The 14,195-nt window shown below is 42.8% G+C and carries 15 protein-coding genes; all 15 read left to right on the top strand.

Features of this window, described 5'->3' with window-relative positions; genetic code table 11:
* Positions 1-6: 6 nt before the first annotated feature.
* Positions 7-483 carry a universal stress protein gene (locus DN53_RS09665; protein WP_109649900.1) on the top strand — a complete coding sequence of 159 codons (477 nt, stop codon included), beginning with the start codon at positions 7-9 and terminating at the stop codon, positions 481-483.
* Positions 484-490: 7 nt separating this feature from the next.
* On the top strand, positions 491-1,882 hold the full coding sequence (locus tag DN53_RS09660) for an NAD(P)/FAD-dependent oxidoreductase (RefSeq protein ID WP_109649899.1): 1,392 nt from the start codon (positions 491-493) through the stop codon (positions 1,880-1,882).
* Positions 1,883-1,908: 26 nt separating this feature from the next.
* Positions 1,909-2,925 carry a type II glyceraldehyde-3-phosphate dehydrogenase gene (locus DN53_RS09655; protein ID WP_109649898.1) on the top strand — a complete coding sequence of 339 codons (1,017 nt, stop codon included), beginning with the start codon at positions 1,909-1,911 and terminating at the stop codon, positions 2,923-2,925.
* 8 nt (positions 2,926-2,933) lie between these two features.
* Positions 2,934-3,995, top strand: a complete 1,062-nt coding sequence (locus DN53_RS09650; RefSeq protein WP_109649897.1) for a class I fructose-bisphosphate aldolase — start codon at positions 2,934-2,936, stop codon at positions 3,993-3,995.
* A gap of 13 nt (positions 3,996-4,008) precedes the next feature.
* The gene (locus tag DN53_RS09645; RefSeq protein WP_109649896.1) at positions 4,009-5,358 is read left to right on the top strand and encodes a dicarboxylate/amino acid:cation symporter; all 1,350 of its coding nucleotides are present in this window, start codon (positions 4,009-4,011) and stop codon (positions 5,356-5,358) included.
* On the top strand, positions 5,355-6,326 hold the full coding sequence (locus DN53_RS09640) for an ATP-dependent 6-phosphofructokinase (protein ID WP_109649895.1): 972 nt from the start codon (positions 5,355-5,357) through the stop codon (positions 6,324-6,326). Before DN53_RS09645 ends, DN53_RS09640 begins: the two co-directional genes overlap by 4 nt.
* 13 nt (positions 6,327-6,339) lie before the next feature.
* Entirely contained in the window at positions 6,340-7,335 is a 996-nt protein-coding gene (locus DN53_RS09635) for a 2-hydroxyacid dehydrogenase (protein WP_109649894.1), read from the top strand.
* Positions 7,336-7,393: 58 nt separating this feature from the next.
* A complete protein-coding gene (locus tag DN53_RS09630) occupies positions 7,394-8,224 on the top strand; it encodes a universal stress protein (protein WP_109649893.1) in 831 nt (276 codons plus the stop codon).
* A gap of 3 nt (positions 8,225-8,227) precedes the next feature.
* Positions 8,228-9,070, top strand: a complete 843-nt coding sequence (locus tag DN53_RS09625) for an ATP cone domain-containing protein (protein ID WP_109649892.1) — start codon at positions 8,228-8,230, stop codon at positions 9,068-9,070.
* A gap of 36 nt (positions 9,071-9,106) precedes the next feature.
* Positions 9,107-9,361 (top strand): hypothetical protein, encoded by a 255-nt coding sequence (locus DN53_RS09620; RefSeq protein WP_109649891.1) that lies wholly within the window; start codon positions 9,107-9,109, stop codon positions 9,359-9,361.
* A 13-nt stretch (positions 9,362-9,374) separates the two neighbouring features.
* On the top strand, positions 9,375-10,766 hold the full coding sequence (locus DN53_RS09615; RefSeq protein ID WP_109649890.1) for an MBL fold metallo-hydrolase RNA specificity domain-containing protein: 1,392 nt from the start codon (positions 9,375-9,377) through the stop codon (positions 10,764-10,766).
* Positions 10,767-10,836: 70 nt separating this feature from the next.
* Positions 10,837-12,339 (top strand): thymidine phosphorylase family protein, encoded by a 1,503-nt coding sequence (locus DN53_RS09610; RefSeq protein WP_109649889.1) that lies wholly within the window; start codon positions 10,837-10,839, stop codon positions 12,337-12,339.
* Positions 12,340-12,351: 12 nt separating this feature from the next.
* On the top strand, positions 12,352-13,245 hold the full coding sequence (locus DN53_RS09605; RefSeq protein WP_129654152.1) for a ribose-phosphate pyrophosphokinase: 894 nt from the start codon (positions 12,352-12,354) through the stop codon (positions 13,243-13,245).
* 32 nt (positions 13,246-13,277) lie between these two features.
* The gene (locus DN53_RS09600) at positions 13,278-13,892 is read left to right on the top strand and encodes a hypothetical protein (RefSeq protein WP_207211106.1); all 615 of its coding nucleotides are present in this window, start codon (positions 13,278-13,280) and stop codon (positions 13,890-13,892) included.
* A gap of 6 nt (positions 13,893-13,898) precedes the next feature.
* A complete protein-coding gene (locus DN53_RS09595) occupies positions 13,899-14,192 on the top strand; it encodes a phosphoribosylpyrophosphate synthetase (RefSeq protein WP_094997470.1) in 294 nt (97 codons plus the stop codon).
* Positions 14,193-14,195: the final 3 nt, after the last annotated feature.

Raw genomic sequence — 14,195 nt, 5'->3', positions numbered from 1 at the left:
AGAAAGATGAAAATAGTATTGGCAATAGATGGTTCTGACTTTAGTAAAGTCGCTATAGATGAACTTGCGGCCCTACCGTTGCCTGCGGGTACCGAAGTATGTATTTTGAATGTATTCGAAAATCCCATGTTGGCCGCTCCTGGTGCTCTTCCTTTGGGCGGCACGCTTGGTAATTATTATGAAGAAACCGTTTCCAATGCGAAAAAATCGGCAGAAGACCTTGTTAATGAAGCTTCAAAATCATTAAGGAACAAGAATGACGTATTGTCGATAACAACAGCCGTGGTAGAGGGGCTTCCCAAAAGTGCAATTTTAGAAAAGGCGGAAGCCTTTGATGCCGATTTGATCATAGTCGGGTCGCAGGGCCATGGCGCATTCTCTAGATTTTTGCTCGGCTCGGTTTCCCAGTCCTTGGCAACACATGCCGACTGTTCCGTCGTGATAGTCCGGAAACGCGACTCGAAAGAAAAAAATAAACAGTAAAAAGTTAATGAAACAGAATCAAATGTTAAACGGTATCGACGATCATACGTGCAAAGTGACGGAAGCAATCTGCTTGCCAAATTCCAGGTTGCCACGGGTAGTTATAGTTGGAGGGGGCTTTGCGGGTCTAGCATTGGTGGAAGGGCTGAAAAACAAAGATGTTCAGGTTGTACTGATAGACCGCAACAACTTTCATCAATTCCAACCCTTATTTTATCAGGTAGCCACTAGCGGCCTCGAACCCGATAGTATTGTGTTCCCTTTTAGAAAACAAATTAAGGGGTATAAGAATGTGAGCTTCAGGCTGGCCGAGGTAAAGGAAATTCAAGCCTCTACCAATACTGTCATAACGGACAAAGGAAAACTTACCTACGACTATCTGGTCTTAGCAACGGGAACAAAGACCAACTTCTTTGGTATGGAAGAAGTGGAAAGAAATAGTTTGGGCATGAAGGATATCCGAGATTCCCTAAATATCCGCCACATGATGCTGCAAAACTTGGAGCAGGCCGCGATTACATGCGATGATGAGGAACGCGATGCCCTCACGAATTTTGTGATTGTGGGCGGCGGCCCCGCCGGAGTAGAAATGGCAGGTGCCTTGGCGGAGTTTTGCAAATACATCCTTCCAAAGGACTATCCCGAGTACCCTTCCTCCATAATGAACATTTATTTGGTAGAAGCTATGGACGAACTACTCATGGCGATGTCCGACAAAGCTTCTTCAAAAACCCTAACCTATTTGGAAAATCTAAACGTGAAAGTATTGCTGAAAGAGTCCGTTAGCAATTATGATGGCAGGGTGGTCAATACCAAAAGCGGCAAGACCATTTTAGCCAAGAACTTGATTTGGACAGCAGGTGTAAAAGGGGACTTCCCAAAGGGTATCGATGAGAGGCATGTAGTCAAGGGAAATCGCTTAAAAACCGATGCACATTTGAAAGTGGATGGTCAAGAAAACATTTATGCCATTGGGGATATTGCCGCATTAATTTCTGAAGAAACCCCAAAAGGCCACCCACAGGTCGCACAAGCAGCCATGCAGCAGGGAAAACATCTGGCCAAGATGTTGCTGAACAACATACGATCTAAATCCTCCGAACCTTTCATCTACAAAGACAAGGGCTCTTTGGCCACTGTTGGAAAACGGAGAGCAGTTGCCGATTTGGGGAAATTGAAGTTTGCCGGATATTTTGCCTGGTTGCTATGGTCAATTGTGCATCTAATGTCTATCAGCGGATTTCGTAACAAATTATTGGTCGGATTCAACTGGGCCGTAAGCTATTTTTCCTATGAGAAGAGTAATCGAGTAATTATTAGAAATTTTAAGGTGGATAAGGATAAAAAGAAAGTCCATAAGAAAGCCTCACAGCCCGTTGAACAAATAAAATCTAATTAAATACGAATAGTTTAAACAAGAATAACATGAAAAATATAGCAGTAGTAGGATACGGAGTCATCGGAAAAAGAGTGGCCGATGCAATTAATATACAGGATGATATGAACCTTGTTGGGGTTTGCGATGTTATCAACGATTGGCGTATACAAAACGCCGTAAGAAAGAATTATGACATCTATGCAGCAACTACCGAAGCCGAAAAAGAAATGAAGGCCTCCGGCATTTCGGTGAAGGGCAACTTGCAGGGCCTATTAAAAAAGACGGACTTAGTGGTGGATTGTACCCCTAAAAAGATTGCGGCAAAAAATGTGGAGACCTATAAAAAAAATAACATCAAATTCATTCTGCACGGCGGGGAAAAGCACGAAACTACTGGGCATTCCTTTAGTGCCGAAAATAATTACCAATCTGCTTTAAATTTAAATGCTACAAGGGTAGTTTCCTGTAATACCACTTCCATTCTTCGAACCTTGACTGCTTTAAAAAGAGCGGATTTATTGGATTATGCACGGGGAACATTATTAAGAAGAGCGACAGATCCTTGGGAAAGCCATTTAGGAGGCATTATGAATACCATGATGCCAGAAAAGGAAATCCCAAGTCATCAAGGGCCCGATGCGCAAAGTGTCGATCCGGATTTGGATGTCATTACTTCAGCGGTCAAAGTTCCCCAAACCTTGAGCCATATGCATTACTGGAACGTGAAACTAAAGAAAGAAACATCAAAGGAAGAGGTGTTGAACGCCCTCAAAACCTCAAGTAGAATCAAGTTTATTCACTATGATCAAGGCTTGGTCTCCAACAACACCATCAAGGAAATGTTTTTGGATATGGGCAGGCCTTGGGGCGACATGTACGAGGTAGCCCTATGGGAAGATATGCTAAAAGTGGTGGGCGATGAACTCTTTTATGCCTACGTGGTGGACAATCAAGCGATTGTAATTCCTGAGACGATCGACGCCATTCGGGCACTTACCGGAATCGAGATGGATGGTAATAAATCCATCGCTAAGACCAATAAAAGTCTAGGTATTAATCAATAGTAACAAGAATGAACACTCACGAAAAATTAATAGAGCAGTTGGGGGACAAAGCGTCCTTCTATTTAGATCATGTTAGCGAAAAGATTACCAAGGATGAACTGCAATTGCCCGATAAAAATTTTGTCTCCAAAGTTTTTGTCAACAGCAATCGTAATCCACAAACGCTTCGAAGTCTTGCCCAAATGTACGGGCATGGCAACCTGAAGGATACAGGGTATTTAAGCATACTTCCCGTAGATCAGGGAATCGAGCATAGTGCCGCTTTTTCCTTCTATAAAAACCCCGATTATTTTGACCCTGAGAATATTATAAAACTGGCCATTGGCGCAGGTTGTAACGGGGTGGCCTCGACTTTTGGTGTATTAGGTCTGTACGCTCGGAAATACGCGCATAAAATACCGTTCATCGTGAAGATAAACCACAATGAACTACTGTCATACCCCAATGCCTACGACCAAACCTTGTTCGGAAAGGTCAAGGACGCTTGGGATATGGGCGCAGTTGCTATTGGGGCGACCATATATTTTGGATCTAAGGAAAGTAATCGACAGATAGTGGAGATTGCGGAAGCTTTCGCCGAAGCCCATAGACTTGGCATGGCCACGATTTTGTGGTGTTACACCCGTAATAATGCTTTCAAAACGGATAAAGAGGACTTTCACACCGCTGCAGATTTAACGGGACAAGCCAACCACCTTGGGGTAACGATACAGGCGGATATCATCAAACAAAAACTGCCCACTACAAATTACGGTTTTAAAGACCTTCAATTTGGGAAATATGACGATGCCATGTATGAAACCCTGACCACCGAACACCCCATCGATTTGTGTCGTTTACAGGTTGCCAATTGCTATATGGGCAAAATAGGACTGATCAGTTCCGGTGGGGGTTCCAAAGGAGCCTCTGATATGACCGAGGCCATCACAACCGCAATTGTGAACAAACGGGCAGGAGGCTCGGGTCTCATACTTGGAAGAAAAGCTTTTCAACGACCCATTAAAGAAGGGGTAGAATTATTGCATGCGGTCCAAAGTGTTTATTTGGAGGAAAAAATAACGATAGCCTAAGTGATAAAATACCATGTTCGAAACCGAAATAAAATCTTTAAAATCATTAAATCATTACTTGCAGAGACTGGTAGAGAGCAGGTTATGGCTAAAAGTGATTATCGCTTTGTTTTTGGGTGTAGGTTTCGGGTTATTATTAAGTCCTCAAAACGGTTGGGTCAGTAAGGCGACTGCCGATATGTTGGGAAATTGGTTGGCCCTACCGGGAATGCTCTTCCTCAAATTGGTGCAAATGATCATGATTCCCTTGATCGTGGCTTCCATCATTACGGGCATAGCCAGTAACGACAAGGAAAATCTAAAAAGGTTGGGGGGTGGTGTACTCTTATATTTTATATCAACAACAATTATATCGGTAACCATAGGAACGGTGCTAGCCACACTGTTCAGACCTGGAAAGTATCTGCACCAACAGGCGGAAATGGATCATGCAAATGCATTGGCCGATACTGCCGAAAGTTCGGAACTATCCTTTGGAATAAATGATATTCCGAATGCCATAACGGATCTACTGCCCGAAAACCCATTGGCCTCCATGGTAAGTGGCGAAATGTTGAGCATTGTCATTTTTACCATTATCATAGGGGTAGCCGTTCTGTCGTTACCCAATGATTTGCTCAAACCGGTAAAATTACTTTTGAGTGCCGTACAGGAAATCTGTATGACCGTAGTAAAATGGGCCATGTTGTTGGTGCCGGTGGCAGTATTCGGATTGATGGCCCAGCTTACATCCAGTGTCGGGTTAAGCTCCCTTTCAGGATTGGGTTTTTATGTGCTCGTTGTACTGTTGGGCCTATTTATGTTGATTGTTATCTACCTCTTATTGGTAAGCACACTTGGCCGGACTAATCCTCTTAAATTTTTACGGAAAATTACGGATGTCCAGCTTTTAGCATTCTCGACTACAAGTTCTGCGGCGGTCATGCCCTTATCGCTGAAAACAGCAGAGGAAGAACTGAAAGTAGATAGCTCTATCAGTAATTTCATAATTCCCATCGGGGCTACCGTAAACATGGATGGTACGGCCCTCTACCAGACCATAACGACTTTGTTCATAGCACAGGCCTATGGCCTTGAAATGGGCCTTTTGAATATAATTGTCGTCGTCGTTACGATCGTTGCGGCCTCGATCGGAACCCCGGCCATACCCGGAGGTGGCGTTGTCATACTGGCTTCGGTATTATCGGGGGCCGGAATACCTTCTGAGGGGATTATCATAATAATCGGGGTGGAGCGCTTGCTCGGCATGTTCCGAACTGCAGTCAATGTTACCGGCGACTTAACGGCTTGTATGGTTTTCAATCGGTTTTACGGAAAAATACCCGATCTGATTACCGCTAATCTTAAAACCACTAAATCATGAACACGAATATGAAACATATTGGGGTATTTACCTCGGGAGGGGATTCCCCAGGCATGAACGCAGCTTTATTTGCCATTGCAAAAACTGCCGAAGTGAACAGCATAAAATTAAGTGGTTTTCGTAAAGGTTATGAAGGCCTAATCGATGGGGATTTAGTCGAATTGGATACCCAGGAACTTCAAAAATTAGTGCATCGGGGCGGTACTTTTCTTAAGACCGCACGAAGCGCAAGATTCCTAACTAAAGAGGGAAGACAGCAGGCCCTGGAGAACCTTCGGAAAAATAACATCGATGCACTTATCGCCGTGGGAGGGGATGGTACTTTTAAAGGGCTGCTCGCCTTTTCGGAGATTTGCGAACTACCATTTATCGGTATTCCGGGTACCATTGACAATGACATGGCCGGAACCGACTTCACCTTGGGCTTTGATTCCGCAGTGAATACGGCAATCGAAAACATTGATAAGATTAGGGACACAGCAGAATCACATAACCGAATATTTCTAATTGAGGTAATGGGAAGGGACTGCGGATATATAGCAATGCATTCTGGGTTGGGCGTAGGTGCCGATGCCATTTTAGTGCCGGAAAGCGGACAAGATTTTGTCCGTTTGCTCGAAAAGGCAAGTGTTTATGATAGCGAAGAAGCCTTCATTGCCGTAGTTGCCGAAGGCGATGAACTTGGTGCCGAAATAGCGGCATCAAAGATCAAGGAATTAAATCCGAAGGTAGACCTCCGCATCACAAAACTGGGGCATGTGCAACGCGGTGGAAACCCTTCCGCTGCCGATCGTATGTTGGGGATAAGACTTGGGACAGCTTCGGTAAAGGCCCTTTTACAAGAAAAAAAGAGCGTTATGGTCGGTATTCTCAACAACGAACTTAGCCTCACGCCTTTTGACCAAGTGGTAAAACAACACCAGGTACAAGACGAATTGTACGAACTCGTAAAGATTTTTGGTAAATAAAATTAAAACGCAAATGAAAACAACGGTATTCAGCACCCATAAGTTTGAAGAATCCTATTTAACATCCGCCAATGACGGCAAACATGAATTGAGGCTACTAGAGGAACGATTATCCGAGCATACCGTTCCCTTGGCAAAAGGCTCGGAGGCCATCAGTCTATTTACAGGGGATGATGCATCCGCCAACGTACTAGAAAAATTAGGTGCGTTCGGAGTCAAATACATAGCTCTTCGTTCGGCAGGCTACAATCATGTGGATATGGACAAGGCGGATGAAATGAACATCAAGGTGGCTCGTGTTCCCGCATATTCGCCTTACGCCATCGCAGAACACACGGTCGCACTCATATTGGCTTTGAACAGAAAACTAATTAGGGCCAATAATAGAGTGCGTGAACAAAACTTTTCCTTAAACGGACTCACTGGTTTTGACTTGAACGGCAAAACGGTTGGGGTATTGGGCACCGGAAAGATTGGCGCAGTCTTGGTCAAAATCCTTCATGGGTTTGGCTGTAAAATTCTAGCCTATGATGTCAACAAGGATGAAGACCTAGTAGAAAAATTTGGTGCCCGCTATACCGATTGTAGAACATTATGTGCCGAATCGGATATTATCAGTCTTCACGTGCCTTTGACTACCGACACGAAACATTTAATAGATGCCGAGCAAATTGGGGTCATGAAAAAAGGTGTTATGCTCATCAATACGAGCAGGGGCGGTCTGGTAGATACCAAAGCGGTCATCGATGGACTAAAAACCGGAAAGGTCGGGTACTTTGGTATGGATGTCTATGAAGAAGAGGAAGGACTGTTTTTCGAAGACCATTCTGACGAGATTTTACAGGACGATGTAATCGCTCGTTTGATGACCTTCAATAATGTTCTGATAACGAGCCATCAGGCCTTCTTGACCGATACGGCACTGACGAATATTGCCGAAACCACCATACATAATCTGGATTGTTTTGAAAAACAAATCGACTCGGGAAACGAAGTAGCCAGCAAATAAAACGACAAGCTTCCTAAGGAAGTACTTAAATCTAAATAAACCTTAAAACAATAACACTATGAAAAATATACTCGTACCCACGGATTTCTCAGAAAACTGCAACAAAGCCGCCGATTTGGGCATTGAAATGGCCAAACTTTATAATGCCGAAATCCATTTTTTCCATTTGTTAAAAACCCCTGTCGATTGGGTCAAATTGGACAAGCAAAAGGAAAAACGGTATCCAGAAACCCTCAAAAAAATTGGAAAAGCGAAAGCCTCGTTACGTGAACTGGAAAAAAAGGCCGAAAAAGAACATCTAAAATGCCAAACCTTTTTACAATTTCATGTAGATCAAGACAACATTCTGAAACATTCGGGTCATTATGACCATGATTTCATCGTTACAGGAAGCAGTGGCACCAAGGGCATAGTTCGTGAACTTGTCGGAAGTAACGTAGAACGTTTGGTAAGAAAATCCGATGTGCCGGTCGTTGTGGTAAAAGAAGATGATGTAAGTTTTCCTTTCAAGGATATCGTCTTCGTTTCAGATTTTATGGAAGATGTGGGCAGTGCTTTTAGGGAAGTACTATCCATCGCAGAAAAATGTAATGCGAAAATTCATCTATTACGCATCAACACGGCTTCAGACCATAATAGTATCGCCCTTGGCCTAGATCCCATACGAAAGTTTTTGGAGGGTTTTCCAGAACTCAAGAATTTCTCCATGAACGTGTATAACGAGAACCAAGTTGAAACGGGCATCAATACATATTTGAAACACAACAAAGCGGACCTGATTGCCATGTGTACACACGGCAATACAGGTTTTTTGAGTTTGTTCTCAAAAAGCATTACAGAAGGGGTCGCCAACCATTCTTCGCTACCAGTGATGAGCATTAAAATATAGAGAATGCCCCAGCAGGTACAGATAAGAAAATATTCCGGTGAACTTGAGGAATTCGATATCAACAAGCTTATCAAATCATTGCGCCGTTCAAAGGCTGACGAAACGCTTGTTCAAGAAATTGCCAATGAAATTAGGGACAGGGTATCCCATGGCATGACCACCAAAGAAATATACCGAAGTGCCTTTAGGATGCTAAAGAGCAAGGCCCGTATGAGCGCTTCGCGGTATAAACTAAAAAAAGCCCTTATGGAACTCGGGCCTTCGGGTTATCCCTTTGAAAAATTTGTTGGGGCCATATTGAGTCAAGAAGGTTTTGATACAAAAGTCGGGGTAATCGTTCAAGGCAATTGTGTACAGCATGAAGTGGATGTGATAGCTGAAAAAGACAACAAGCATTATATGATTGAATGTAAATACCATAGTGATCAGGGCCGGTTTTGCAACGTGAAAATCCCGCTCTATATCCAATCAAGATTTTTGGATGTGGAAAAACAATGGGAAAAACAGCAAGGCCATAAAACCAAGTTTCATCAAGGGGGTGTTTATACCAATACCCGCTTTACCACCGATGCCATACAATATGGTACCTGTGTTGGGCTGATGCTTACAAGTTGGGATTATCCGAAAGGGAACGGTCTGAAAGAACGCATAGACAGATCCGGTCTACATCCCTTAACCTCTTTAACAACATTGACAAAGGCCGAGAAATCCAAATTATTGGATAAAGGCATTGTGCTCTGCAAGGATATTAACGAAAACCCATCACTATTGGAGCAAATAGGTATCGCCAAGCAACGACAAAAAAAAATTCTCGAAGATTCGGAAGAATTATGCACAGCGCATTAAACCAACAAACATTAATTAATCCTAAAAAGAAAACATATGAAAACAGAAGAATTGAAAAAACAGAAGAGTACAGACCTAGAGCCATTTTACCAAGCAATGGAGGATGATTCCAAATTACTTGAAGAAGCTTTTGAAATACTATTGGAGATGGTAAACTCCGAACCCAAATCCACCAAGAAACTAGCCCTTCTCATCAAAGAGGATTTTCATGATCTCCACAAAGAAATAGCGGAGTTATGCCAACCGGACCAAGATAAAGGGAACACACCTTCCTGCTGTGGGGGACACTAAACGGGTACTATAAATGAAAAACAACAAAATAAACATTCACTTTTTAGGAGCTGCAGGAACCGTTACCGGTTCAAAATATCTCCTGGATACTGGCGAACGCAAAATCTTGATTGATTGTGGTCTTTTTCAAGGACTAAAAGAACTACGTCTAAAAAACTGGGAGTATCCACCCGTTGAAGTCTCGGAAATTGACGCGGTCTTGCTTACGCATGGGCACATGGACCATACAGGCTATCTGCCCAGATTGGTCAAACAGGGTTTTAAGGGACCCATTTATGGAACGTACCCCACCCTGGACATTGCCAAAATCATATTGAACGATAGTGCCAAGATTCAAGAACAGGAAGCCGAACGTGCCAATAAGGAAGGTTATTCCAAACACAGCCCCGCCGAACCGCTTTACGATTTAAAGGATGTTGAAAAAACCGTTCCCTATTTCAAGGGAGTACCCCCCGGCCAATGGCTGCCCTTGATGAAAAACATAAAAGCTAGATTTCAGTACAACGGCCATATCCTTGGCGCTACCTACATAGAATTGGATGTTCTCGGAAAACGTTTTGTTTTTTCAGGGGATATCGGCAGAACCAACGATTTATTGCTATATCCACCGCTAAAACCAAAAAAGGCGGATGTTCTTTTTATAGAATCGACCTATGGCGGCAGGTTTCATCCCGAAGAAGCAGAGGCACTTCCCGAAATTGAAAAATTGGTCAACAAAACCATTGAAAGGGGCGGAAGCCTTTTCATACCAAGTTTTTCCGTAGAGCGTGCCCAATTGATGATGCTGATATTTTGGAGGTTGTTAAAACAAAATAAAATCCCCAAAGTGCAGATGATTATGGACAGTCCGATGGGGGCCAATGTATTGGAACTGTTCCATCGTACAAGGGATTGGCACAGGTTGGAGGATGATGAGTGCGACGAAATGTGTTCCTATTTTACTGTGGTTAGCAGTTATCGTGAAACTATGGAATTGAGAAGCGACGATACACCTAAAATCATCATCGCCGGAAGTGGAATGCTCACAGGAGGTAGAATGCTCAATTATCTCGAAACACAAGCACAAAACCCCAATAACACCTTGCTTTTTGTGGGCTATCAAGCGGAAGGTACTCGGGGAAGAAAATTGTTGGAAGGCGACAGGGAATTAAAAGTGTACGGAAAAACAGTATCCTTTCAAATGGAGGTGGCAGAAATAGAAGGTCTTTCGGCACATGCCGACCATTCCGAACTATTGGATTGGCTAAGCAAGGTCGCAGAGAAACCGGAAAGGATATTTATTGTTCACGGAGAGAAAGAAGGTGCGGAAGCATTGCAAAAAGGCATTAAGGAAACTTATGATTGGGGTTCTGAAATTCCCAAATTATATAGCATTGAATCCGTAGAAACTTTTCAAAACAGCTAATGGACTTGATTATAGGAATACCATTGGTGGCATCACCAGAACTATTTAAACTAAAATAACGCAAAGAGTTATGGAAGAAAAATCGAGTACTTTAAAATATAAACACTTGGGCATTTATACACAGAACGAACATGTAGTCTATATGCGGGAAGATTGCCATGTCTGTGTTTCCGAAGGTTTTGAAGCATTGACCAGAATCCGTGTATCCAATTTCAGTACGTCCATCGTTGCCAGTCTTAATGTAATAACATCGGATGTACTGCTAGCCGGAGAGATAGGTTTATCCGAAGCGGCGGCGAAAAAATTAAAAGTGTCCGGAAATGAAACACTAATGGTGTCCCATTTAGAACCTATAGATTCCTTAAGCCACGTACGGGCAAAAATCTACAATCAGAAACTGGATTATACGGCCTTCGATGAAATCATTACCGACATCGTTGAAGGAGATTACTCGAACATTCATCTTTCGGCCTTTATTACGGCTTGTGCCGGAAATAGATTGGATGTCAATGAAATCTCGGAACTCACAAAAGCCATGATCGCTTCTGGAAAACAATTGGACTGGAACAAGGAGATTGTGGTCGATAAACACTGTATCGGAGGTTTACCGGGTAATAGAACCACTCCCATTGTTGTGTCCATTGTTGCAGCACATGGGCTTACCATGCCCAAAACCTCCTCCCGGGCCATTACATCTCCGGCGGGAACAGCCGATACCATGGAGGTATTGACCAATGTTACCCTCTCTTTGGAAGAAATCAAAGCTGTTGTTGAAAAAGAAGGCGGATGTTTTGTTTGGGGGGGTACCGCACAATTAAGTCCGGCAGATGATATGCTCATCAAAATTGAAAAAGCCTTGGATATTGATAGCGAAGGGCAGTTGATTGCATCCGTGCTTTCTAAAAAAGCGGCCGCAGGTTCTACCCATGTGGTCATTGATATTCCCGTCGGTGAAACGGCCAAGGTTCGTACCAATGACGCTGCCATGAAGCTTAAGGAACATCTCGAAGTCGTGGGCAAAGCTGTTGGCCTTAATACAAGAGTAGTTATTACAGATGGTACACAGCCTGTCGGCAGAGGTATTGGCCCCGCGCTTGAAGCAATGGACCTCCTTAGTGTACTCAAGAATGAAGTTGATGCACCGAAAGACCTAAGAGAAAGGGCAGTTCTATTGGCGGGCGAGCTGTTAGAGCTTTCTGGCGAAATCGAATTAGGAAAAGGGAAGCAAACCGCCAGAGGGCTATTGGAATCAGGTAAGGCATACAACAAATTTCTCGCTATCTGTAAAGCCCAAGGTAATTTTAAACAACCCCTTCTAAAACCTTATAAATTCGAAATAAAAGCCAAAAAAACAGGTGTTTTACGACGTATCGACAATAGAAAGATTGCAAAACTCGCCAAACTTTCCGGTGCGCCCCAATCCAAATCTGCCGGTATTTTATTGAACGTTCATTTAAACGATGAAATAGAAAAAGGCCAGTTACTCTATACGCTCTTTGCAGAATCGCAAGGGGAGTTGAACTATGCCTTGGAATATTATGAGAGCCATGACGATATTATAACAATAGAATAAAAAAAAGGACAAATGAAAACTATATTATTCAGTCTTCCGGGAAACCAAGAACTCACGGAATTGTTAGCGGAGAAAATGAAAGCGGAAATCGGGGAATGCACCATACGCAAGTTTCCAGACGGGGAATCCTACACGCGTATCCTTTCCGATGTAAAAGGCAAGTGTGTGGTCATGGTCTGTACCCTGCACGAGCCTGACGAAAAGTTATTACCGTTGTATTTTTTGAGTCATACTGCCAAGTCATTGGGTGCGATGTGTACGTGCTTGGTGGCCCCCTATTTAGCTTATATGAGGCAAGACAAGGTGTTCAATGAAGGTGAAGGGGTTACCTCTGGGTTTTTCGGGAAATTGATTTCAGGTTTTGCCGATAGCATCACGACCATTGACCCGCATTTACATAGGATAAGCTCATTAGGGGAGGTATATGACATTCCGAACAGGGTCATCCATGCTGCTGACGAAATATCGAAATATATTAAGGCAAACATACATAATCCGGTACTTATCGGGCCCGATTCCGAAAGCGAGCAATGGGTTTCCGATGTGGCAAAAAAAGCAGGAGTACCCTTCACGGTGTTACAAAAGGTTCGTCATGGCGACCGTGATGTTGAGGTTTCCGTGCCCGATGTAGATAAATATAAGGAAGCGACGCCAGTTTTAGTAGACGACATCATTTCTACGGCCCGAACCATGATAGAAACTACGGAGCATTTGAAAAGTGCGGGAATGAAACCTGCAATATGCATCGGCATTCATGCCGTATTTTCAGGAAATGCCTATCAAGATTTGTGGGACGCTTATGTGGAGGACATCATTTCCTGCAACACGATTCCACACCAGTCGAATAAAATTGATTTGAGCGATGTGATTGCCAAGGAGGTTAAAGAATTGATGCACCACATATGAAAACAGGATTGTATTTAATAACATTCATTTTTATGATTTTTTCCGCATACCCACAAGATGAAATGCTAATCGGACAATTGTCCGATAGAAGGGTGGTACGGGAAAATTTTGATAAAAATGGAGACTTTCTGAACAAGCAGACCTTTAAAGCAGGTAAGTTGAAAGAAGTCGATGGATATTATGAAATTGTTGTCACAACCGAGCTTTTTGATAAAAAAAGCACTCCGACCGATAAATATACCACCACTTACCGATGTAAACCGGATGAATCCAGTATTATAGTAATGGCCTTTCCTTTTTCAAAGCCAAAATCCAAGGAAACCGAAATCAATACGGTGTCCAAAAATTTCAAGGAACTCTATGACCTTGGGAACTTAGAGAATGTTGAACTCGAAATGAGCTTTGATTCGGGATTGTTGAACTTCTTTGGTTCCAACAGTAAGATTAAAATTTATGACCGCGTGTTGGAATCCAATGGAAATGGAAAAACAATTAAATCCAAAATCAATATTAAGGCCTACGCCATAGGAATACGAATTAAACAATTGGACTATGTTGCAAGTGAAAAACTTACAAATGAGAACTTGTTATCATTCCAGAAATTTACCGAGAAAGACGGCAGCTATTTTACGATGACATACAAATAATAAATTATGAGAAACTATGACACCCTATCAGAAGCAATTAATGATTTACAGATCAGGGGATATACCTATGATTTTAATTTGGCCCCCGACTGTATAAAATGTGCTTCATTGGAATTGGAAATCCATCCCGAAGATTTTGATGTGGATGAAACCCATCGTTTTGAAGGTATGAGCAGTACGGACGATAACAGTGTTCTTTATGCCATTTCATCAAAAGATGGTATAAAGGGGCTTTTGGTAGATGCCTATGGGGTCTATGCTGAAAATATCTCGGAAGCAATGCGAAAAAAATTACGATAACCC

The sequence above is a fragment of the Flagellimonas olearia genome, assembly GCF_004150225.1.
GTDB lineage: Bacteria > Bacteroidota > Bacteroidia > Flavobacteriales > Flavobacteriaceae > Flagellimonas > Flagellimonas olearia.
This window is presented reverse-complemented; position numbering and strand designations above follow the sequence as displayed.